Below are 21,297 nucleotides of genomic sequence, written 5' to 3'. Positions count from 1 at the left end.
GCCGCGGGGGTTACGCCCGCCCGCGGACGCGGTTCAGCAGTTCCGACGCCGGGTGCGGACCCGCGTGCTCGGGGTGGCGGGGCAGGTGGTGGGCGAAGGACCCGTACCAGGAACGCGAGACCGTGTAGCCGAAGGCCAGGCAGAGCATGCCGCCCACGGCGTCGAGCCAGAAGTGGTTGGCGGTGGCCACGATGACGACGAGCGTCGCCGTCGGGTAGAGCAGGCCCAGGATCCGGGCCCAGGGGGCCGAGGCGACCGCGAAGATCGTCAGCCCGCACCAGAGCGACCACCCTATGTGCATGGACGGCATCGCTGCGTACTGGTTCGACATCTGCTTGAGGTTGCCCGAGGCCATGGAGCCCCAAGTGTGGTGGACCAGCACGGTGTCGATGAAGTTCTGCCCGTTCATCAGCCGGGGCGGCGCGAGCGGGTAGCAGTAGTAGCCGACCAGGGCCACGCCCGTGGTGGCGAAGAGGACCATGCGCGTGGCGGCGTACCGCCCGGGATGGAAACGGTAGATCCACACCAGCACGCCGATGGTCACGGCGAAGTGGAGCGTGGCGTAGTAGTAGTTCATGCCCACGATCAGCCACGTCACGGAGTTGACCGCGTGGTTGACCGACTCCTCGACGGCGATGCCGAGGGTCCGCTCCACGCCCCAGATCCAGTCGGCGTTGGCGAGGGCGGCCGCCTTCTGCTCGGGCACCGCGTTGCGGATCAGCGAGTAGATCCAGTAGCTGACCGCGATGAGCAGGACCTCGAACCAGATCCGAGGCCGGCGCGGGGCACGCAACCGGGACATCAGGGTGCGCTCGGACCCCGGGCGGGTCTCGGTCTCAGCCACCGTGGGTGATGAGACATCCGTCCGGGTTTCCAGTGTCTTCACGCTCGATTCACCCATGGGGAGAGAGTCTGCCAGATGCGTTCTCGCCTCCGATCATCCCTCGGGACGGTCTTCGGCGCCTCCGGTCCCCCTTGAGTACGACACCTCGACCCGGCGGCGTCAGTCTCCCACCTTCCCGGCGATGATCTGCTGGCCCCGCGTGGCATCGACGACGATGGGCACGCCGTCCGGAACCTGCCCTTCGAGGTCGTCGAGCAGATCTGCGATCGGAGGGAGGGCGCCGGGGCTGCGCACGTGGACGTACAGGGTTCTGGACTGGGCGTCGACACTGGTGACGGCCGCGCCGGGGCTGTCCGAGAGCCACTTCTGCGCGGCGCTCCTGGTGCGCGCCGTCCACGCGTCCAGGAGGACGGTGGCCACCGTGTTGGCGGCCAGGGGCAGCACGACCGCGGCGAACAGCAGCCCGAGCATCACGTAGGCGCGCCGGGGAGCCCGCCGACCGCCGGGTCCGCCGTCGCGGCTGAACCCGAGGGCGGCGAAGACCACCATGCCCGCGAAGACCATCGACAGCAGGTTGGACAGGAACAGCACCAGCGCACCCAGCGCGAGCCACCACGCCTGCTGGCCGGCGCACACGCCCGTGACCACGAGCGGCGGCACCAGGGAGATCGCGATCGCCACCCCCGGCAGGACCGCGGCGACGTCCTTGCGGGACAGCGCCACCGCGCCGGCGAAACCCGTGGCCAGCGCGCCGACCAGGTCGAGCAGCCCGGGGGAGGTCCGGCTGGAGATCTGGCTGTCCGTCAGCAGGTCGTAGGAGCCGGGCACCACCAGGGAGGCCACCGCGCCGATGACGGTGGCGGTGGAGTCCGTCAGGATCCCGCACGCGGCGATCACGGAGGACAGTGTGAGCATGGTCCAGAAGGCCGACTGCTTCGCCCGGTGGTCCCCCCGACGATAGATCGAGATCCTGCTGGAGGTCCTCCAGGGAGCGGCGCTGATGGTCGGGCAGGATCCTGTCGCGGACACGGCCGGTCATGGGCATCTGCCCAGTATCGGGACCGGGACCGGTCCGCCCCCGAAGGGACACGTCCGTCGGCACGAGCCGCCAGGCCGTCCCTGCCGCACCCGGACCGCCCGGCTGTCCCTGGACGGCTAGCTGTCCCTGCGGCGCTGGCCGGGGCCCGAGGCCGTGGAGCCGCGCACCACCAGTTCGGGCAGGAAGACGAACTCGCTGTGCGGGGCCGGCGTACCGCCGATCTCCTCCAGCAGGGTCCGGACGGCGGCCTGCCCCATCGCCAGCACGGGCTGCCGGATGGTGGTGAGCGGCGGATCGGTGAACGCTATGAGCGGGGAGTCGTCGAAGCCGACCACCGACACGTCCTGCGGCACCTTCAGCCCCAGCTGCCGGGCCGCCCGGATCGCACCGAGCGCCATCATGTCGCTCGCGCACACCACCGCCGTGCAGCCCCGCGAGATCAGTGCGGCCGCGGCGGCCTGGCCGCCCTCCAGCGAGTAGAGGGAGTGCTGGATGAGCTCCTCGACCTCGGCCTCGCCGAGCCCGAGCCGCTCCTTCATCCCGAGCCGGAAGCCCTCGATCTTGCGGAGGACCGGCACGAACCGCTTCGGTCCGACCGCGAGCCCGATGCGGGTGTGCCCGAGCGCGGTGAGGTGGGTGACGGCGAGGACCATCGCGGCCCGGTCGTCGGGGGAGACGAAGGGGGCCTGCACCTTGTCGGAGAACCCGTTGATGAGGACGTAGGGAACGCCCTGCCCGCGGAGCTGGTCGTAACGGCCCATGTCGGCCGTGGTGTCGGCGTGCAGGCCGGAGACGAAGATGATGCCGGATACCCCGCGGTCGACCAGCATCTCGGTCAGCTCGTCCTCCGTGGACCCGCCGGGCGTCTGCGTGGCCAGCACCGGCGTGTACCCCTGCCGGGTCAGGGCCTGGCCGATGACCTGGGCGAGTGCCGGGAAGATGGGGTTGTCCAGTTCCGGAGTTATCAGACCGACGAGCCCCGCACTGCGCTGGCGCAGCTTCACGGGCCGCTCGTAGCCGAGTACGTCGAGGGCGGCCAGCACGGATTCACGGGTGCCTGCGGCCACACCGGGCTTGCCGTTGAGCACGCGGCTGACTGTGGCTTCGCTGACCCCCGCCTGGGCTGCGATGTCGGCTAGCCGTGCGGTCACGGGATTGGACTGTACCGGTCGGACGTTCACGATGACCACCAGGTGCACGAATCCGGGGGAAGCCGGACGGTCCGGCCGTCCGTCTCCACCGGGGCGCTGGAAAGTACGGGACGTCCGGGCGCCGGAAGTTCGACCGGGACGGAGCGGCTGTTGAGGGTGCAGGCGAAGCCGGGGCGGGTGAAGAGGAGCACGCCCTCGGGGGCGGACTGCCAGCGCATCCCGCAGGGGTACGCGGCTTCGTCCTCCGGGCCGGCCCCCGCTCCGGGCCCGCTCTCCGCCCCGGGCCCGCTCCCGGCCTCGGGCGCGCCCAGGCCAGGCATCACCCGGCGCAGTTCCAGTGCGGCGCGGTAGAGCTCCAGGGTGGAGTGCGGGTCGCCGGTCTGGGCGGCGACGCTGAGGTCGCCCCAGCCGGCGGGCTGCGGGAGCCAGCTGCCCGTCGGCCCGAAGCCGTACGGGGGCTCCGCACCGGACCAGGGGAGCGGTACCCGGCACCCGTCGCGCAGTCCGTCCTGTCCGGCGGTGCGCAGAAAGGCGGGATCCTGGCGTGCCCCGTCCGGGAGGTCCACCACCTCCGGCAGGCCCAGCTCCTCGCCCTGGTAGATGTACGCGGACCCGGGCAGGGCCAGCATCAGCAGGGCGGCGGCCCGGGCCCGGGCCAGGCCGCGGGCCCCGCCGCCGTACCGGGTCACATGGCGTACGACGTCGTGATTGGACAGCACCCAGGTGGTCGGGGCGCCGACGGCGGTGGTGGCGGCCAGGGACTCGTCGATGACGGTGCGCATCGCGGCGGGGTCCCACGGGCAATTGAGGAAGCGGAAGTTGAAGGCCTGGTGGAGCTCGTCGGGGCGCACGTACAGGGCGAGCCGCTCGGAGGTCGGCGCCCAGGCCTCGGCCACCCCGATGCGCCCGCCCCCGTAGGAGTCGAGGAGGCGGCGCCAGGAGCGGTGGATCTCGTGGACCCCGTCCTGGTCGAAGAAGGGGAGCGGCTCGGTGCCGATGAGGGTGGCCTGGGCGCCGCGGCCGATGTCCGGGAGGCCGGGGGCCTTGACCATGCCGTGGGCGACGTCGATGCGGAAGCCGTCGATGCCGAGGTCGAGCCAGAACCGCAGGACGGAGGCGAATTCAGCGGAGACCTCGGGACGGCTCCAGTCGAGGTCGGGCTGCTCGGGGGCGAAGAGGTGCAGGTACCAGTCTCCCCCGGCCTCCGGCCGGGAGGTGCCCCCATCGCCTGCCGGCGCCGCGACCCGGGTCCAGGCGGGGCCGCCGAAGATCGACTCCCAGTCGTTGGGCGGAAGCTCCCCGGCGGCGCCCCGGCCCGGCCGGAAGTGGTAGCGCTCACGGGCCCCCGGATCGCCGGCGAGCGCGGCCCGGAACCACGGGTGCTGCTCGGAGGTGTGGTTCGGGACCACGTCCACGATGACCCGCAGGCCCAGGGCGTGCGCGGCCCGGACGAGCTCGTCGGCGTCGGAGAGGTCACCGAAGAGGGGGTCGACGGCCCGGTAGTCGGCGACGTCGTAGCCGCCGTCCGCCTGCGGGGAGACGTAGAAGGGGGTGAGCCACACGGCGTCCACCCCGAGGCGGGCGAGGTGGGGGAGACGGGAGCGGACCCCGCGCAGGTCGCCGATGCCGTCCCCGTCGCTGTCGGCGAAGGAGCGTACGTACACCTGATAAATGACGGCATCGCGCCACCAGCCGCCACCGGTCGCGGTCACGTTGCTGGAAGATCTTGCAAGCTCGACGGCCGTCGCGTCATGGGTCATATCGGGGTCAACGCGGGTACACGCCCCCTGGTTGCGGGCCCGGACGGTCGAAGGTGACTCGAACTAACAGCAAGGCACGGCAACCGTCCGGACACACGGATGTAACGATCGGCGTCGCTTGCAGAAAATTGCCGCAAGGCCTTTCGGTCCTCTTTCAGTCTTGTTACGTTCTCGGCAACTCGGGACCGCGAGGGCGCGGCCGGGATCATCGAAGGAGTTCATATGCGGCGTGGCATAGCGGCCACCGCGCTGGTCGCGACCCTGGCGCTCGCGGCAACGGCTTGCGGTGGGGACGACAAGGACGCAGCCGGCGGGTCCAAGGCTGGCGGCGAGCTTTCCGGCACGGTCACGTGGTGGGACACCTCGAACGACGCCGAGAAGGCGAGCTTCCAGAAGCTCGCCGAGGCGTTCACCGCGAAGCACCCGAAGGTGACCGTCAAGTACGTCAACGTCCCGTACGGCGACGCGCAGAACAAGGTCAAGAACGCCTTCAGCAGCGGCTCCGAGGCACCTGACGTGATCCGCGCCGACGTCGGCTGGGTCGCGGACTTCGCCTCGCTGGGCTACCTCGACGAGGTCCCGGCCGAGACGGCGAAGAAGATCGACGCCGAGTTCCTCTCGCAGGCCGCGGCCAGCGGCAAGTACGAGGGCAAGACCTACGCCGTCCCGCAGGTCATCGACACCCTCGGCCTCTTCTACAACAAGAAGATGCTCGCCGACGCCGGCGTCCAGCCCCCCAAGACGCTGGAAGAGGTGAAGACCGCCGCCGCCGCCATCAAGAGCAAGACCGGCAAGGCCGGCCTCTACCTCCGCGGCGACGACTCCTACTGGTTCCTCCCCCTCATCTACGGTGAGGGCGGCGACCTGGTCGACGCCAAGAACAAGACGGTCACCGTCGACAACGAGGCGGGCGTCAAGGCCTTCAAGACCGCTCGTGACCTGGTCACCTCCGGCGCGGCGATCACCAACGCCACCGACGGCTGGACCAACATGCAGACGGCCTTCAAGTCCGGCGAGGCCGCCATGATGATCAACGGTCCGTGGGCCGTCGCCGACAGCTTCGCCGGTGACCAGTTCAAGGACAAGGCCAACCTCGGCATCGCCGCGGTCCCGGCCGGTTCCGTCAAGGCCGGCGCCCCGCAGGGCGGCCACGACCTCGCCGTCTACGCCGGTTCCAAGAACACCGCCGCGGCGCACGCCTTCGTCGAGTACATGACCTCGCAGGAGGTCCAGGTGCAGTCGGCCAAGGAGCTCAGCCTGCTCCCGACCCGTACCGCCGCCTACGACCAGCCGGACGTCAAGAGCAGCGAGATGGTCCAGTTCTTCAAGCCGGCCGTCGACAAGGCCGTCGAGCGCGCCTGGATCCCGGAGAACGGCTCCCTCTTCGAGCCGCTGAAGGTCGAATACACCAAGGCGATCACCGGGGCCTCGAGCCCGGAGGACGCGGCCAAGGCGGCCGGCGTCGAGTTCCGCAAGATCCTCAAGGGCTGGAAGTAACGAAACCATGGCTGCTCACACCAGCCAGTCGGTGGCGAAGGCCGCGGGCGACGACGTCGAGAACGACGTCGCCGCCCGCGGCCGGAGCCGCAGGACTGACAGCGACAGCGGTAACCGCGGCGGCAGCCGCGGTGCAAAAGGCGCGTCCGGTCTCCGGCGCGCCCTCGGCACGCACTGGTACGCCTGGGCCATGGTCGCCCCGGTGGTGCTCGTCCTCGGCGTGATCATCGGCTGGCCGCTGGTCCGGGGCATCTACCTGTCGCTGACCGACGCCAATGAGCGCAACGTCTCGCGGACCATCGGCGTCCGGCACATCGAGGCCACGTACGAGTTCATCGGACTCGACAACTACGTGGACGTGCTCAGCGACCCGGTGTTCCTGCAGCGGCTGGTGTGGACGGTGGTGTGGACCGTCGCGTGCGTGTCCATCACCTTCACGCTCGGCCTGGCCCTGGCCAACATGCTCAACCGGGAGTTCCGGGGCCGCGCCGCCTACCGGATGGCGCTCATCCTGCCCTGGGCCGTCCCCGGCTTCGTCTCCGTCTTCGCCTGGCGGTTCCTCTTCAACCGCGACAACGGCATCCTCAACAAGATCCTCGACGGTGGCGGCATCGCCGCGATCCCGTGGCTCGACGACCCGACCTGGGCCAAGTTCTCGGTCGTCGCCGTCAACGTCTGGCTCGGCGTCCCCTTCATGATGGTCGCCCTCCTCGGCGGCCTGCAGTCGATCCCCGGCGAGCTCTACGAAGCCGCCGAGATGGACGGTGCCAGCGCCTGGCAGCGCTTCCGGCACATCACCCTGCCCGGACTGCGCGCGGTGAGCATGACGGTGATCCTGCTCTCCACCATCTGGACCTTCAACATGTTCCCGGTGATCTTCCTGCTCACCCGGGGCGGACCGGGCGACTCCACGGAGATCCTGGTGACCCAGGCCTTCCGCGAGGCGTTCGTGTCGAGCCCGCGCGACTTCGCCGGCTCCGCGACGTGGGGCGTACTGATCCTCGCGCTGCTCATGATCTTCGCGCTGGTCTACCGGCGCTCGCTGCGCAAGCAGGGAGAGGTGTGGTGACCATGTCCACTGCGAACACCGCCCGTACGGCCACCGCCCCCGAGGCGACCGCCCCCAAGGCCGCCGCCCCCGGGGCGACCGCGGCCGCGCCGGCCGGGCGCCCCCGGGGCAGCCGTTCCCCGCTCGCCTCCGTCGCCCTGCACGCCACCCTCGTCGTGGCATCCGTGATCGCAGTCTTCCCGGTGCTGTGGATCCTGCTGACCTCGCTCAAGCCGGCCAAGCACGCGATCACCACCGACTTCGTCAAGGAACCGACCCTCGGCAACTACACGTACCTGCTGGAACAGAGTCACTTCCTCAGCTGGTTCGCCAACTCCGTCCTGGTCGCCGGCGTCACCACCGTCCTCGGTGTCTTCATCGCCGCCACCACCGGATACGCGGTCAGCCGGTTCAAGTTCCCCGGCATGCGGCCGCTCATGTGGACCCTGCTCATCACGCAGATGTTCCCCATGGCGATCCTCATCGTCCCGCTCTACAACCTCATGGGCGATCTCGGCCTGCTCAACCAGCCCCTCGGCCTGATCATCACCTACCTCACCATCGCCGTGCCGTTCTGCGCCTGGATGATGAAGGGCTTCTTCGACACCATCCCGGTGGAGATCGACGAATCCGGCCGTGTCGACGGGCTCAACCCCTTCGGCACCTTCTGGCGCCTCATCCTGCCGCTCGCCAAGCCCGGCCTCGCCGTCACCGGCTTCTACGCCTTCATCACCGCCTGGGGCGAGGTCGCGTACGCCTCCGCCTTCATGGTCGGCGAGGAGAACCTCACCCTGGCCGGCGGCCTGCAGACCTTCGTCACGCAGTACACCTCCAACTGGGGAGCCATGAGCGCCGCCTCGGTCCTCATCGCCATCCCCGCGGCGATCTTCTTCGTCTTCGCCCAGCGTCACCTCGTCGCCGGGATGACGGCAGGCGCCACCAAGGGCTGACCACCCGAGCCTGCCCCCTCTCACCCCCGGCCCGATCTCTCCAAGGACACCATGACCCAGCACCTCGCCGACGCGCTCCCCACCTCCACCGGCACGCAGCCCGGCTGGTGGAGAGAAGCGGTGATCTACCAGGTCTATCCGCGCAGCTTCGCCGACTCCAACGGGGACGGCATGGGGGACCTCGAAGGCATCCGCAGCCGACTGCCCTACCTCAAGGAGCTGGGCGTCGACGCCGTCTGGCTCAGCCCCTTCTACGCCTCCCCGCAGGCCGACGCCGGCTACGACGTCGCCGACTACCGGGCCATCGACCCGATGTTCGGCACCCTGCACGACGCCGACGCCGTGATCCGCGAAGCCCACGAACTGGGCCTGCGCATCATCGTCGACCTCGTCCCGAACCACTGCTCCGACCAGCACGAATGGTTCAAGCAGGCCCTGCGCGAAGGACCCGGCACCCCGCTGCGCGAGCGCTTCCACTTCCGCCCCGGACAGGGCGAGAACGGTGAGCTCCCGCCCAACGACTGGGAGTCGATCTTCGGCGGTCCCGCGTGGACCCGCGTCGCGGACGGCGAGTGGTACCTGCACCTCTTCGCCCCCGAGCAGCCCGACTTCAACTGGGAACACCCCGCCGTCCAGGACGAGTTCCGCTCCATCCTGCGGTTCTGGCTCGACCTCGGCGCCGACGGCTTCCGCATCGACGTGGCCCACGGCCTGGTCAAGGCCCCGGGCCTGCCCGACCTCGGCCGCGACGAACAGCTCAAGCTGCTCGGCAACCAGGTCCTGCCCTTCTTCGACCAGGACGGCGTCCACGAGATCTACCGCTCCTGGCGCCTGGTCCTCGACGAGTACGCGGGCGACCGCATCGGCGTCGCCGAGGCCTGGACCCCCAGCGCCGACCGCACCGCCATGTACCTGCGCCCCGACGAGCTGCACCAGGCCTTCAACTTCCACTACCTGAACACCGGCTGGGACGCCGAGGCCCTGCGCGCCACCATCGACGAGTCGCTCGACTCGATGCGGCCCGTCGGCGCCCCCACCACCTGGGTGCTGTCCAACCACGACGTGGTCCGCCACCGCACCCGCTTCGGCACCCTGGAGAAGGCGCGCGCCGCCGCCCTGCTGATGCTGGCCCTGCCCGGGTCGGCGTACGTCTACCAGGGCGAGGAGCTCGGCCTGCCGGAGGTGGTGGACCTCCCGGACGAGGTGCGCCAGGACCCCTCCTTCTTCAAGGCGAACGGCCAGGACGGGCTCCGCGACGGCTGCCGCGTACCGATCCCGTGGAGCGGCGACCAGGCCCCGTACGGCTTCGGCACGGGAGGCAGCTGGCTCCCGCAGCCCGCGGAATGGGCCGGGCTCAGCGTCGAGGCGCAGACCGGAGACCCGGAGTCCACGCTCGAGCTGTACCGCTCCGCCCTGCAGGTGCGGCGCGCGCACCCGGCGCTGGGCGCGGGCGACGGCGTCGAGTGGCTTCCCGCCCCGGCCGGCGTGCTGGCCTTCCGGCGCGGGGACTTCGTCTGCACCGTGAACACCACGGACGAGCCGGTACGGCTGCCCGCGCAGGGCACGGTCCTGCTCGCGAGCGGTGACCTCGCCGAGCCCGATGTCCTTCCGGCGGACTGCACGGTGTGGTGGCAGGGGTGACTTCCCCGCTGAGGCTGACGGACATCGCCGCGCAGGCCGAGGTCAGCGAGGCGACCGTCAGCCGCGTGCTGAACGGCAAACCGGGCGTCGCGGCCGGCACCCGTCACAAGGTGCTGGCCGCGCTCGACCTGCTGGGCTACGAGAGGCCCGTACGGCTCAAGCGGCGCAGCAACGGGCTGGTGGGGCTGCTCATCCCGGAGCTCACCAACCCGATCTTCCCGGCGTTCGCGCAGGTCATAGAGCAGGCGCTGGCCGGGCACGGGTACACGCCGGTGCTCTGCACGCAGACCCCCGGCGGGGCCACCGAGGACGAGCTGGTGGAGCAGCTGGAGGAACGCGGGGTCACCGGGATCGTCTTCCTGTCGGGCCTGCACGCCGACGCCCACGCGGACCCCGCGCGCTACCAGCGACTGGCGGCGCGCGGGGTGCCGTTCGTTCTGATCAACGGCTTCAACGAGCAGGTGAACGCCCCGTTCATCTCCCCGGACGACCGTGCGGCCGCCGACATGGCCGTACGGCACCTCCAGGACCTCGGGCACCACAGGATCGGCCTCGCGATCGGACCGACGCGGTACGTGCCGTCGGCCCGCAAGGAGCAGGGCTTCCTCACCGCCCTGCCGTCGGCGGAGGCGGACGGGCTGATCCAGCGCACCCTCTTCACGGTGGAGGGCGGACACGCGGCGGGCATGGCCCTGCTGGACCGCGGCTGCACGGGCATCGTGTGCGGCAGCGACCCGATGGCGCTCGGCGTCATCCGCGCGGCGCGCGAGCGGGGGCTGCGGGTGCCGCAGGACGTGTCGGTGGTCGGCTTCGACGACTCACCGCTGATCGCGTTCACGGACCCGCCGCTGACGACGGTCCGCCAGCCGGTGCGGGCGATGGCGACGGCGGCGGTGGGCGCCCTTCTGGAGGCGGTGTCGGGCACCCCGGTCCAGCGCACGGAGTACGTCTTCCAGCCGGAACTGGTGGTACGGGGCTCGACGGGACAGGTGCCGTAGTTTTCCGGGCGGGGCCGGACCCGGGGTGCGCGAGCGGCCCCGGTCCGGCCCTGCTCCGCTGTTTCCGGGTGAGCGCCCAGCTCTTGCCGCCGGGGCCGGTGAGACCGAGGACCGGTGCGGCCGCGGTGCCGCCTTCGACGTAGATCTTGACCCTCTTCGCGTCGGACAGGCACGCCGGGTCCGGGGCCGGCGGCGTGGCCGTGTCGCGCTCCAGCCATACCTGGACCGAGTTCGTCATCAGCGGGCGGTCGATGCGGCAGCGGCCGCGACCTCATCGGCCATGGCCCCCGCCGCCGTTCCCCCCGCCGTGGCCGCCGTCCTGCTCGACCGGGAGCGGGGCGTCGGGGTCGACGATCGTGAACGGGCGCATCAGGTCGTCGTCCTCGTGCTCGAGGAGATGGCAGTGGTGGACGTACGTCGCGGGGAGCACCGTGGCGCTGTTCGGAATCGACGCGATCGGTTCCATCGGCGGGCTCCACACGTCGGTGACGATCCGGGTCACCGTCTCCGGATAGGACTTGAAGGTGTCCTTGTAGGACAGCGCCTCGTCCGGGGCCGGCGGGATCGGCGGGCCGGTGAAGTAGTTCGCCAGCACCGGCTTGTCCTCCGCTCTGCGGCCGCCGTCGATCCACTTCTCGTAATCCGCCTGATAGGCGGCCGCGTCGATCGGCTGCCGGTTCAGCACCTGGAAGTTGACGAGGTGGACGTGCATCGGGTGTGCGTCGTGGTTGGGATTGACGTACTCCCAGATCTCCTTCGTGCCCGCCTTGACGAAGTCCTGGGACGGTTCCATGAAGGGCACCGCGTTGAACGTCATGGTGCTGAAGAGCTTGTGCTGGTACAGGACCCATTCCCGCCGATGGAGGTCCGGTTCCGGCTCGTTGGGCACGACCACCGGCAGTCTCAGCTTCTTGGGCGGCGTCGTCCTGTCCACCCCGGACAGTGGCTTGGTGACCTGGAACTGCATGACTTCCGAGATTTCCGGTCCCAGGCCGGGCACGCCGGGATAGTGCACCGGCGCGTGGTAGTTCGTCAGCGTGAACTTCGAGCCCATGGGCATCCCGCTGAAGTCGACGATCAGGTCGTACCGCTCGGCCGGCCCGATCAGGAAGTTCAGCATTTGCAGCGGAGCGCGGAATCCGCCGTCGGTGCCGATCAGCCAGAACGGGAGATTGGGCTGGAGCACCACGTCCCGGGGCGGGTCGATCCTCAGCCGCCAGAAGCGCTCGTTCGAGGCGTTGAGGATCCGCAGTCGGTAGCGCCGCGGCTCGACGGCCAGGAAGGGGTACGCCTTGCCGTTGACGACCGGGGTGTCCTCGCCCTCCCGCTGGGTCATGGTGTAGGCGAGCGAGCCGTCCCGGTGGAAGGTCCGGTCCTGCAGGATGAGGGGGACCTCGAATTCGCCCTGCGGCAGCCCCAGCCGCTCGTCGGCGGGGTCGCGGATGAGGTACAGGCCGGCCAGACCCGCGTAGACGTTGACGCTGGTCATCCCCATGCCGTGATCGTGGTACCAGAGCATGGACGCGCGCTCGTGGTTCGTGTAGGCGCAGATGGCCTCGTTGCGCTTGACGCGGTCAGGTTCCAGCGTGGTGTAGGACTCGGCGTGAATGCCGTCCGGACTGAACGAATGAAGCGGCATTCCGTCGGACTGCGGTGGCGTGAATCCGCCGTGCTGGTGCACGACGTTCCACACGTTGACGTTCTCGGGGAAAGGCGGCTCGCTCTTGTAGGGAGGAGGGGCGATGGGAGCGAGCTGGGGGTCCCCGCTGCGAATCTTGTCGATCACGAACTGGAACAGATGGGTGGTCGGCAGCTTGTTGCGGTATTTGATGACCGTGGGCTGGTCCTTGATCACGCTGATGGTCGGCCCGAGGTAGCCCATGCCGATCGGCTGGTGACGGTCGTGCGGGTTCTCGGCCCAGTAGCCCCACACGTCCGCTGGCCCGAGATCCCGGTGGAAGCGCCAGGTGCCCGGCCGCATCGTGAACTCGTAGTAGTCGGCGCCCGGATAGGCGGAAGTGTCCGGAACGGCCGTCTCCGGGGTGGGCAGCGGGTCGACGTACTTCTCCAGCGGCGGCGTCTGTGGAATCGGGGCGTCCGGGTCAGGTGTCCCATGGCCGTGGCCGGGCCCCGGATCCGCATGCGCCTGCTTTCCCGCAACACTCCCTGAAAGCACGGCCGCACTTCCCGCGGCACCGGCCATGAGGAATTTCCTTCTCGCGACCATCGTCTTTGGCCTCCCAGCGCTTCGTGTGATGTCCCAGGGGTATCGGCCCGGTTCGGGAGGTGGTCGGGCAGCGCGCCGGTCGGGCGGGAAAGCCACTCGATGAGCTGAACTCGCCAGTGGCTGGGCAGCAATTGGCATCGAATGATTACCGCCCGTCCGAATTCCTGTAAACCGACCCGCCCGGTGGAGCGTGCGGTGCGGGCCGTTTCCGCCCCCCGGGGTGTCGGGCCGACGGCGGTCCGCCCTCCCTCCGGGCGGCCGCGAGGACGGGGCAGGAGGCCGAACTCGCCGTGCAGCACCCGGAGTCCGGGCCCCCGCCCGGCAGGACACGCCTCGGAAACAATTCTGCAATCTCTTGCGCAAACTCTTGCAGGGCTCCTACCTGGCCCCTACGGTCGCTCCAATCCCCACGTCTTCCGCCAGGAGGCCCCCCGCATGCCTGCCAGAGCCGCCAGAGCTGCAACATTTTTCGCCACCACCGCACTCGCCGCCGCCACGCTCACCGCCGTCGGGCCGCAGGCCGTCGCCACGCCCCCCGGTGAGAAGGACGTCACCGCCGTGCTGTTCGAGTGGCGCTTCGACTCCGTCGCCAAGGCCTGCACCGATTCGCTCGGGCCCGCAGGGTACGGGTACGTGCAGGTCTCGCCGCCGCAGGAGCACGTGCAGGGCGGCCAGTGGTGGACCTCGTACCAGCCCGTCAGCTACAAGATCGCCGGACGGCTGGGTGACCGGGCCGCCTTCAAGGCGATGGTCGACACCTGTCACGCCGCCGGTGTGAAGGTCGTCGTCGACTCCGTCGTCAACCACATGGCCGGCCCCGCGGACGCGGGCGCCACCCACACCGGGACCGGGGGATCTTCGTACACGAAGTACGGGTACCCGGGGATCTATTCGGGCGCCGACATGGACGACTGCCGCGCCTCGATCACGAACTACCAGGACCGGGGCAACGTCCAGAACTGCGAACTCGTGCAGCTCGCCGACCTGGACACCGGTGAGGACTACGTGCGCGGGCGCATCGCCGGCTACCTGAACGACCTGCTGTCGCTGGGCGTGGACGGCTTCCGGATCGACGCCGCCAAGCACATGCCCGCCGGCGACCTCGCCAACATCAAGTCCCGGCTGACCAACCCCGGCGTGTACTGGAAGCAGGAGGCGATATACGGGGCGGGCGAGGCCGTCTCGCCGAGCGAGTACCTGGGGAACGGGGACGTGCAGGAGTTCCGGTACGCCCGCGACCTCAAGCGCGTCTTCCAGAGCGAGAACCTCGCCCACCTGAAGAACTTCGGCGAGGCCTGGGGCTACATGCCCGGCGGACAGGCCGGGGTCTTCGTCGACAACCACGACACCGAGCGCGGTGGCGACACCCTCAGCTACAAGGACGGGTCCGCCTACACGCTGGCCAGCGTCTTCGCGCTGGCCTGGCCCTACGGCTCGCCCGACGTGCACTCCGGCTACGAGTGGAGCGACAAGGACGCAGGCCCGCCGAACGGCGGCACGGTGAACGCCTGTTACTCCGACGGCTGGAAGTGCCAGCACGCCTGGCGGGAGATCTCCTCCATGGTCGGCTTCCGCAACGCCGCCCGCGGGCAGTCCGTCACGAACTGGTGGGACAACGGCGGCGACCGGATCGCCTTCGGGCGCGGCACCAAGGCGTACGTGGCGATCAACCACGAGGGTTCCGCCCTGACCCGGACCTTCCAGACCTCGCTGCCGGGCGGCGACTACTGCGACGTGCAGAGCGGGCGGACCGTCACCGTCAACGCCGGCGGGCAGTTCACCGCCACCCTCGGCGCCGGGACGGCCCTCGCCCTGCACGCCGGTGCCCGCACCTGCCCGGGCACCCCGGCGGGGCCCGCCGGAGCCTCCTTCGGTGTGAGCGCGACCACCGTTCCCGGGCAGAACATCTACGTCACCGGTGACCGCGCCGAGCTCGGCGGCTGGAACACCGGGAGCGCCCTCAAGCTCGACCCGGCGGCCTACCCCGTCTGGAAGCTCGACGTGAGCCTTCCGGCCGGGACCGCGTTCTCGTACAAGTACGTCCGCAAGGACGCCGCCGGAAACGTCACCTGGGAGAGCGGCGCCAACCGCACCGCCACCGTCCCCGCGAGCGGCAGGGTCACGCTGACCGACACCTGGCGCAGCTGAGCCGCCGCTCCACCGACCAGGGCCGTCCGGCACCTTCATCCCCGCCGCGCCGGGCGGCCCTCATCCATGCGACACGTACACAAGGAGACCTGCCTTGATACGCCCTGCCGCAGGAGTGCTCGCCGCCGCCCTGGCCGTGACGCTCCTGCCCGCCCTCCCCGCCGCGGCCGCCCCGGCCGGGCCGCCCTCCCCGCCCTCGGACGCGAAACTGGCCGCCGAACCGGCCCGGCACGACCTGACCAGGGAGCAGTTCTACTTCGTACTCCCGGACCGGTTCGCGAACGGTGACCCGCGCAACGACCGGGGCGGCCTGACCGGCTCGCGCCTGGAGACCGGCCTGGACCCCACGGACAAGGGCTTCTACCAGGGCGGCGACCTCAAGGGGCTCACCGACCGGCTCGACTACATCAAGGGGCTCGGCACCACGGCCATCTGGCTGGCGCCGATCTTCAAGAACCAGCCGGTGCAGGGCAAGGGGGCCGATGTCTCCGCCGGCTACCACGGCTACTGGATCACCGACTTCACCCAGGTCGACCCGCACTTCGGCACCAACGCGGACCTGGAGCGGCTGATCGACAAGGCGCACGGGAAGGGGATGAAGGTCTTCTTCGACGTCATCACCAACCACACCGCCGATGTCGTGGACTACGGGGAGGCCTCCTACTCCTACCTGTCGAAGGGGGCGTTCCCCTATCTGACGAAGGACGGCGTGCCGTTCGACGACGCCGACTACGCGGGCGGGAAGGGGAAGTTCCCGAAGGTGGACGGCGAGTCCTTCCCGAGGACTCCCTTCGTGCCGGACGCGAAGAAGAACCTCAAGGTGCCGGGCTGGCTGAACGACCCGACGATGTACCACAACCGCGGGGACTCCACCTTCGCCGGTGAGTCCTCCGACCAGGGCGACTTCTTCGGTCTCGACGACCTGTGGACCGAGCGTCCCGAGGTGGTCGACGGGATGGAGAAGATCTACGAGAAGTGGGTCCGCGACTTCGACATCGACGGCTTCCGGATCGACACGGTCAAGCACGTCGACACCGGGTTCTGGACGCAGTGGGCGACGGCCCTCGACACCTACGCCGCCAAGCGCGGCCGCGACGACTTCTTCATGTTCGGCGAGGTCTACTCCGCGGACACCGCCGTCACCTCCCCGTACGTGACGCGCGGGAAGCTCGACGCCACCCTCGACTTCCCGCTCCAGGACGCGATCCGGGCGTACGCCTCCCAGGGCGCGCCCGCCGGCCGGCTGGCCTCCGTACTCGGTGACGACTACCGGTACACCTCCGGCAAGGCCAACGCCTACGAGCAGGTGACCTTCCTCGGCAACCACGACATGGGCCGCTTCGCCGCCTTCCTGAAGCAGGACCGGCCGGGTGCCACGGAGCAGGAGCTGCTGGACCGCTACCGGCTGGCCAACGAGCTGATGTTCTTCTCCCGGGGCAACCCGGTGATCTACTCCGGTGACGAGCAGGGCTTCACGGGCGCGGGCGGTGACAAGGACGCCCGGCAGCCGCTGTTCGCCACGCAGGTCGCCGACTACCTCGATGACGACCAGCTCGGAACGGTGCGCACGCACGGGAGCGATGCCTACGATCCGGGACACCCGCTCTACAAGCAGATCAGTGCTCTCGCGAAGCTGACGAAGGCGCACCCCGCCCTGCGCGACGGCGTTCAGAGTGAACGTTTCTCCGACGGTTCCGTCTACGCCTTCGCTCGCACCGACACCAAGACCCGCACCGAATACCTCGTCGCCGCCAACAACGGCGCCGAGTCCCGCACCATCGAGATCGACGCCCCGGCCGGCGCCCAGTACCGCACCCTCCACGGCGGCACCGCGCTCATCCGCGCCTCCGCCGCCGGCAAGCTCACCGTCCCCGTGCCGGCCCTCGGCTCCGTGGTCCTCCAGGCTGTGACGCCCACCGCCAAGCCGGCCGTCAAGCCCGGCCTCACCCTCAAGGCCCCCGCCCCCGGAGCCACCGGCACCGTCGAGCTCTCCGCCGACGTCACCGGCGGCGGCCAGAACCGGGTCGTCTTCGCCGCCCAGACCGGCACCGACAAGTGGCAGGTCCTCGGCTCCGCCGACCACGCCCCCTACAAGGTCACCCAGCACGTCACCGCCCCGGCCGGCACCGCCCTGCGCTACAAGGCCGTCGTCATCGACGCCGCAGGCCGCACCGCGAGCGCCCTCGCCGAGTCCGCCGCCGGCCAGGCCCCGCCCACCGAGGTACCCACCGCCACCCAGCGGGACTACGCGGTCGTCCACTACAACCGCCCCGACGGCGACTACACGAACTGGCGGCTCTATGCCTGGGGCGACATCGCCGACGGCGAAGCCACCCCCTGGCCCGCCGGCCACGACTTCACCGGCCGCGACGCCTACGGCGCCTTCGCGTACGTCAAGCTCAAGCCCGGTGCCTCCTCCGTCGGCTACCTCGTCATCGACAAGGACGGCAACAAGGACGTCGCCGCCGACCGCACCGTCGACGTGACGAAGACCGGCGAGATCTGGCTGGAGCAGGGCAAGGAGCCCGCCCGCACCGACCGCCCCTCCTACCCGCCGCAGGACCAGAACAAGGCCGTCCTGCACTACCAGCGCCCCGACGGCGCCTACGACGGCTGGGGCCTGCACGTCTGGACCGGCGCCGCGAACCCCACCGACTGGTCCAAGCCCGTCCTCCCCACCCGCACCGACTCCTACGGCGCGGTCTACGAGGTCCCGCTCGCGGCCGGCGCCACCGGCCTCAGCTACATCCTCCACAAGGGCGACGAGAAGGACCTCCCCTCCGACCAGTCCCTCGACCTCAAGGCCACCGGCCACGAGGTCTGGATGCTCGGCGGCCAGGAGAAGTACCTCCTCCCGCAGCCCGCCGGCTCCGCCGCCGCCCTGGACCTCACCAAGTCCCAGGCCGTCTGGATCGACCGCGACACCCTCGCCTGGAACGCACCCGCGACAGCCGCCTCCGTACAGCTCCTCGCCTCGCGCGAAGGCGCCGTCAAGGCGGAGAACGGCACCCTGACCGGCCGCGCCCAGTGGCTGCGCCTGGGCGCCCGGACCGAGCTCACCGCCGCCCAGAAGCAGAAGTTCCCGCACCTCGCCGCCTACGGCGCGTACACGGTCGACCCGCGCGACCGCGACCGCGTCCGCGAGGCCCTGCGCGGCCAGCTCGTCGCGAGCGCCCGCGCCGCGGGCGGGGCCGTCCTGGCCGCCACCGGCGTACAGCTCGCCGGCGTCCTCGACGACCTGCACGCGACCACCGCCTCCCTCGGCCCCGTCTTCAAGGACGGCCGCCCCACCCTCTCCGTCTGGGCCCCCACCGCCCAGCAGGTCTCCCTCGAACTCGACGGCCGCACCGTCGCCATGCGCCGCGACGACGCCACCGGCGTCTGGTCGGTGCGCGGCGAACGCTCCTGGACCGGCAAGCCGTACCGCTTCGACGTCACCGTCTGGGCCCCGACCACCCGCCAGGTGGTCCGGAACCTCGTCACCGACCCCTACTCCACCGCCCTGACCGCCGATTCCGTCCACAGCCTGGTCGTCGACCTGGCCGACCCGAAGCTCGCCCCGCCCGGCTGGAAGACCCTGCGCAAGCCCGCGGCCGTCCCCTTCACCTCCGCGCAGATCCAGGAGCTGCACATCCGCGACTTCTCCGTCGCGGACCGCACCAGCACCCACCCCGGCCAGTACCTGGCCTTCACCGACACCGCCTCGGCGGGCACGCGGCACCTGCGGGACCTGGCCGCCGCCGGAACCTCGTACGTCCACCTCCTCCCGGCCTTCGACATCGGCACCATCCCCGAGAAGGCCGCCGACCGCACCGAGCCCGCCTGCGACCTGAAGGTGTACGCCCCGGACTCGCAGGAACAGCAGGCGTGCGTGGCCGCCGCGGCCGCGACGGACGCCTACAACTGGGGCTACGACCCGCTGCACTACACCGTCCCCGAGGGCAGCTACGCCAGTGACCCGAACGGCACGGCCCGCACCGTCGAGTTCCGCAGGATGGTCCAGTCCCTCAACGGGTCCGGGCTGCGCACGGTGATGGACGTCGTCTACAACCACACCGTCGCCGCCGGCCAGTCGGACAAGTCCGTCCTGGACCGCATCGTCCCCGGCTACTACCAGCGCCTGCTGGCCGACGGCAGCGTCGCCACCTCCACCTGCTGCGCCAACACCGCCCCCGAGAACGCCATGATGGGGCGCCTGGTCGTGGACTCGATCGTCACCTGGGCGAAGGAGTACAAGGTCGACGGCTTCCGCTTCGACCTGATGGGCCACCACCCGAAGGCCAACATCCTGGCCGTCCGCCAGGCCCTCGACGCCCTGACCCCGGCCAAGGACGGGGTCGACGGGAAGAAGATCGTCCTCTACGGGGAGGGCTGGAACTTCGGCGAGATCGCCGACGACGCCCGCTTCGTACAGGCCACGCAGAAGAACATGGCCGGCACCGGCATCGCCACCTTCTCCGACCGGGCCCGCGACGCCGTCCGCGGCGGTGGCCCCTTCGACGAGGACCCGCGCGTACAGGGCTTCGCGTCGGGCCTGTTCACCAGCCCGAACACCTCGCCCGCGAACGGCACCGCCGAGCAGCAGAAGGCCCGCCTCCTGCACTCCCAGGACCTGATCAAGGTCGGGCTCTCCGGCAACCTCGCCTCGTACGCCTTCACCGACACCGCCGGCCGCCGCATCAAGGGCTCCGAGCTGGACTACAACGGCGCCCCGGCCGGCTACGCGGCCGCACCCGGCGACGCCCTCGCCTACGCCGACGCCCACGACAACGAGAGCCTCGCCGACGCCCTGACCTACAAGCTCGCGACCGGCACCACCCCTCGCGACCAGGCCCGCATGCAGGTCCTGGCGATGGCGACGGCCGCCCTCTCGCAGGGCCCGGCCCTCTCCCAGGCGGGCACCGACCTGCTCCGCTCCAAGTCCCTGGACCGCAACTCCTACGACAGCGGCGACTGGTTCAACGCCATCCACTGGGACTGCCGGGACGGCAACGGCTTCGGCCGCGGCCTGCCCCCGGCCGCCGACAACGCCTCGAAGTGGCTCCACGCGAAGCCGCTCCTGACGGGACCCGCGCCCACCTGCACCGAGATCAACGCCACCTCGGCCGCCTACCGCGACCTGCTGAGGATCCGCACCACCGAACCGGACTTCGCCCTCACCACGACCGAGGCGGTCCAGTCCCGGCTGGCCTTCCCCCTCTCGGGCAAGGACGAGACCCCGGGCGTGATCACCATGACCCTGGGCGACCTGGTGGTCGTCTTCAACGCGGCCCCCACCGCCTCGGCCCAGCGCGTTCCCGCCCTCGACGGCACCGCCTACCGGCTGCACCCGGTCCAGGCGGCGGGCTCCGACGCCACCGTCAAGCAGTCCGCGTACGACGCGAAGACAGGAGAGTTCACCGTCCCCGCCCGCACCGTCTCGGTCTTCACACGGCGCTGAGCCGGTCCAGCCGCTTCTCCAGCAGGATCACCCCGTAGGTCCTGCCGTCCTTCCCCTGCTTGTCGGGGAGCTCCCCGACCACCCGGTAGCCCGCACCCCGGTAGTACGCGAGCAGCCGGGGGTTGGTGGAGACGCAGTCCAGCCGTGCCCGTTCCCGACCGGTCCGGGCGGTACGCCGCTCCGCATGTTCGAGCAGGCGCCGCCCGGCACCGGCGGGGGCCACCTCGCGGGCCACCATCAGCCGGTGCACATAGCCGGCCACGGGCGGCTGGACCCCCCAGGCCTCCTCGTCGGACCACCACAACTCGTAGGCCCCGCAGACGCGCCCGTCGGCGTCGCCGGCGAGCCACACCTCGCCCTCGCGCATCTTCGACCGGAAGTGCGCGGCGTCCTTGTCGCCGGGCTTCCACTGATCGATCCCGTGCTTGCGCATCCACCGGGCGGCCTGGTCGTACAGCTGCACCAGCGTGCCGGCGTCCTTCTCCTGGGCCGGCCGGAACAGGATCTCGTCGTCAATGATCACGCGGGCATTATCGATGATCATGGGCGGCCGC

The 21,297-nt window shown here is 70.5% G+C and carries 13 protein-coding genes; 7 read left to right on the top strand and 6 right to left on the bottom strand.

The features are described 5' to 3' along the window. Nucleotides 1-10: 10 nt before the first annotated feature. The 4 genes from OG444_RS12205 to OG444_RS12190 form a co-directional block, all read right to left on the bottom strand. The gene (locus OG444_RS12205; protein WP_327262188.1) at nt 11-901 is read right to left on the bottom strand and encodes a phosphatase PAP2 family protein; all 891 of its coding nucleotides are present in this window, start codon (nt 899-901) and stop codon (nt 11-13) included. A gap of 102 nt (nt 902-1,003) precedes the next feature. Further along, nucleotides 1,004-1,759, bottom strand: coding sequence for a DUF389 domain-containing protein (locus OG444_RS12200; protein ID WP_327262187.1), 756 nt, complete (start codon nt 1,757-1,759; stop codon nt 1,004-1,006). Between the two features lie 240 nt (nt 1,760-1,999). Beyond that, nucleotides 2,000-3,034 carry a LacI family DNA-binding transcriptional regulator gene (locus OG444_RS12195; RefSeq protein ID WP_327262186.1) on the bottom strand — a complete coding sequence of 345 codons (1,035 nt, stop codon included), beginning with the start codon at nt 3,032-3,034 and terminating at the stop codon, nt 2,000-2,002. Between the two features lie 26 nt (nt 3,035-3,060). Continuing rightward, nucleotides 3,061-4,794 carry a glycoside hydrolase family 13 protein gene (locus tag OG444_RS12190; RefSeq protein ID WP_327262185.1) on the bottom strand — a complete coding sequence of 578 codons (1,734 nt, stop codon included), beginning with the start codon at nt 4,792-4,794 and terminating at the stop codon, nt 3,061-3,063. Nucleotides 4,795-5,016: 222 nt separating this feature from the next. Between OG444_RS12190 and OG444_RS12185 the strand changes: the two genes are divergently transcribed. The 5 genes from OG444_RS12185 to OG444_RS12165 are packed head-to-tail and all read left to right on the top strand — an operon-like array spanning nt 5,017 to nt 10,928. Next, the gene (locus tag OG444_RS12185; protein ID WP_327262184.1) at nt 5,017-6,291 is read left to right on the top strand and encodes an extracellular solute-binding protein; all 1,275 of its coding nucleotides are present in this window, start codon (nt 5,017-5,019) and stop codon (nt 6,289-6,291) included. Between the two features lie 7 nt (nt 6,292-6,298). After that, entirely contained in the window at nt 6,299-7,360 is a 1,062-nt protein-coding gene (locus OG444_RS12180) for a carbohydrate ABC transporter permease (RefSeq protein WP_327262183.1), read from the top strand. 2 nt (nt 7,361-7,362) lie between these two features. Continuing rightward, nucleotides 7,363-8,289, top strand: coding sequence for a sugar ABC transporter permease (locus OG444_RS12175; RefSeq protein WP_327262182.1), 927 nt, complete (start codon nt 7,363-7,365; stop codon nt 8,287-8,289). 51 nt (nt 8,290-8,340) lie between these two features. Further along, on the top strand, nt 8,341-9,930 hold the full coding sequence (locus tag OG444_RS12170; RefSeq protein ID WP_327262181.1) for a glycoside hydrolase family 13 protein: 1,590 nt from the start codon (nt 8,341-8,343) through the stop codon (nt 9,928-9,930). Further along, the gene (locus OG444_RS12165) at nt 9,918-10,928 is read left to right on the top strand and encodes a LacI family DNA-binding transcriptional regulator (RefSeq protein ID WP_327262180.1); all 1,011 of its coding nucleotides are present in this window, start codon (nt 9,918-9,920) and stop codon (nt 10,926-10,928) included. Before OG444_RS12170 ends, OG444_RS12165 begins: the two co-directional genes overlap by 13 nt. 271 nt (nt 10,929-11,199) lie before the next feature. Here OG444_RS12165 and OG444_RS12160 read toward each other — a convergent pair whose 3' ends face one another. Next, on the bottom strand, nt 11,200-13,104 hold the full coding sequence (locus tag OG444_RS12160; RefSeq protein ID WP_327262179.1) for a multicopper oxidase family protein: 1,905 nt from the start codon (nt 13,102-13,104) through the stop codon (nt 11,200-11,202). A gap of 486 nt (nt 13,105-13,590) precedes the next feature. On the opposite strand from OG444_RS12160, the gene OG444_RS12155 reads away from it, so the two are divergent. Together OG444_RS12155 and pulA are read left to right on the top strand one after the other, a co-directional pair. Next, nucleotides 13,591-15,303, top strand: a complete 1,713-nt coding sequence (locus OG444_RS12155; protein ID WP_327262178.1) for a carbohydrate-binding module family 20 domain-containing protein — start codon at nt 13,591-13,593, stop codon at nt 15,301-15,303. 94 nt (nt 15,304-15,397) lie between these two features. Then, nucleotides 15,398-20,743: a pullulanase-type alpha-1,6-glucosidase gene (gene pulA, locus OG444_RS12150; protein ID WP_327262177.1), complete on the top strand. Its 5,346-nt coding sequence runs from the start codon at nt 15,398-15,400 to the stop codon at nt 20,741-20,743. On the opposite strand, the gene OG444_RS12145 is transcribed toward pulA, so the two are convergent. Next, the gene (locus OG444_RS12145; protein ID WP_327262176.1) at nt 20,730-21,266 is read right to left on the bottom strand and encodes a GNAT family N-acetyltransferase; all 537 of its coding nucleotides are present in this window, start codon (nt 21,264-21,266) and stop codon (nt 20,730-20,732) included. The two genes, pulA and OG444_RS12145, sit on opposite strands and share 14 nt — an antisense overlap. Nucleotides 21,267-21,297: the final 31 nt, after the last annotated feature.

This window comes from Streptomyces sp. NBC_01232 (genome assembly GCF_035989885.1).
GTDB lineage: Bacteria > Actinomycetota > Actinomycetes > Streptomycetales > Streptomycetaceae > Streptomyces.
The sequence above is the reverse complement of the archived record's forward strand: the minus strand, read 5'-3'. Positions and strand labels throughout refer to the sequence as shown.

Bases quoted from the DNA above. Each gene is read 5' to 3' on its own strand.
- OG444_RS12205 (WP_327262188.1), bottom strand. From the start codon at position 901: ATGGGTGAATCGAGCGTGAAGACACTGGAAACCCGGACGGATGTCTCA.
- OG444_RS12200 (WP_327262187.1), bottom strand. From the start codon at position 1,759: ATGCTCACACTGTCCTCCGTGATCGCCGCGTGCGGGATCCTGACGGAC.
- OG444_RS12190 (WP_327262185.1), bottom strand. From the start codon at position 4,794: ATGACCCATGACGCGACGGCCGTCGAGCTTGCAAGATCTTCCAGCAAC.
- OG444_RS12185 (WP_327262184.1), top strand. From the start codon at position 5,017: ATGCGGCGTGGCATAGCGGCCACCGCGCTGGTCGCGACCCTGGCGCTC.
- OG444_RS12180 (WP_327262183.1), top strand. From the start codon at position 6,299: ATGGCTGCTCACACCAGCCAGTCGGTGGCGAAGGCCGCGGGCGACGAC.
- OG444_RS12175 (WP_327262182.1), top strand. From the start codon at position 7,363: ATGTCCACTGCGAACACCGCCCGTACGGCCACCGCCCCCGAGGCGACC.
- OG444_RS12170 (WP_327262181.1), top strand. From the start codon at position 8,341: ATGACCCAGCACCTCGCCGACGCGCTCCCCACCTCCACCGGCACGCAG.
- OG444_RS12155 (WP_327262178.1), top strand. From the start codon at position 13,591: ATGCCTGCCAGAGCCGCCAGAGCTGCAACATTTTTCGCCACCACCGCA.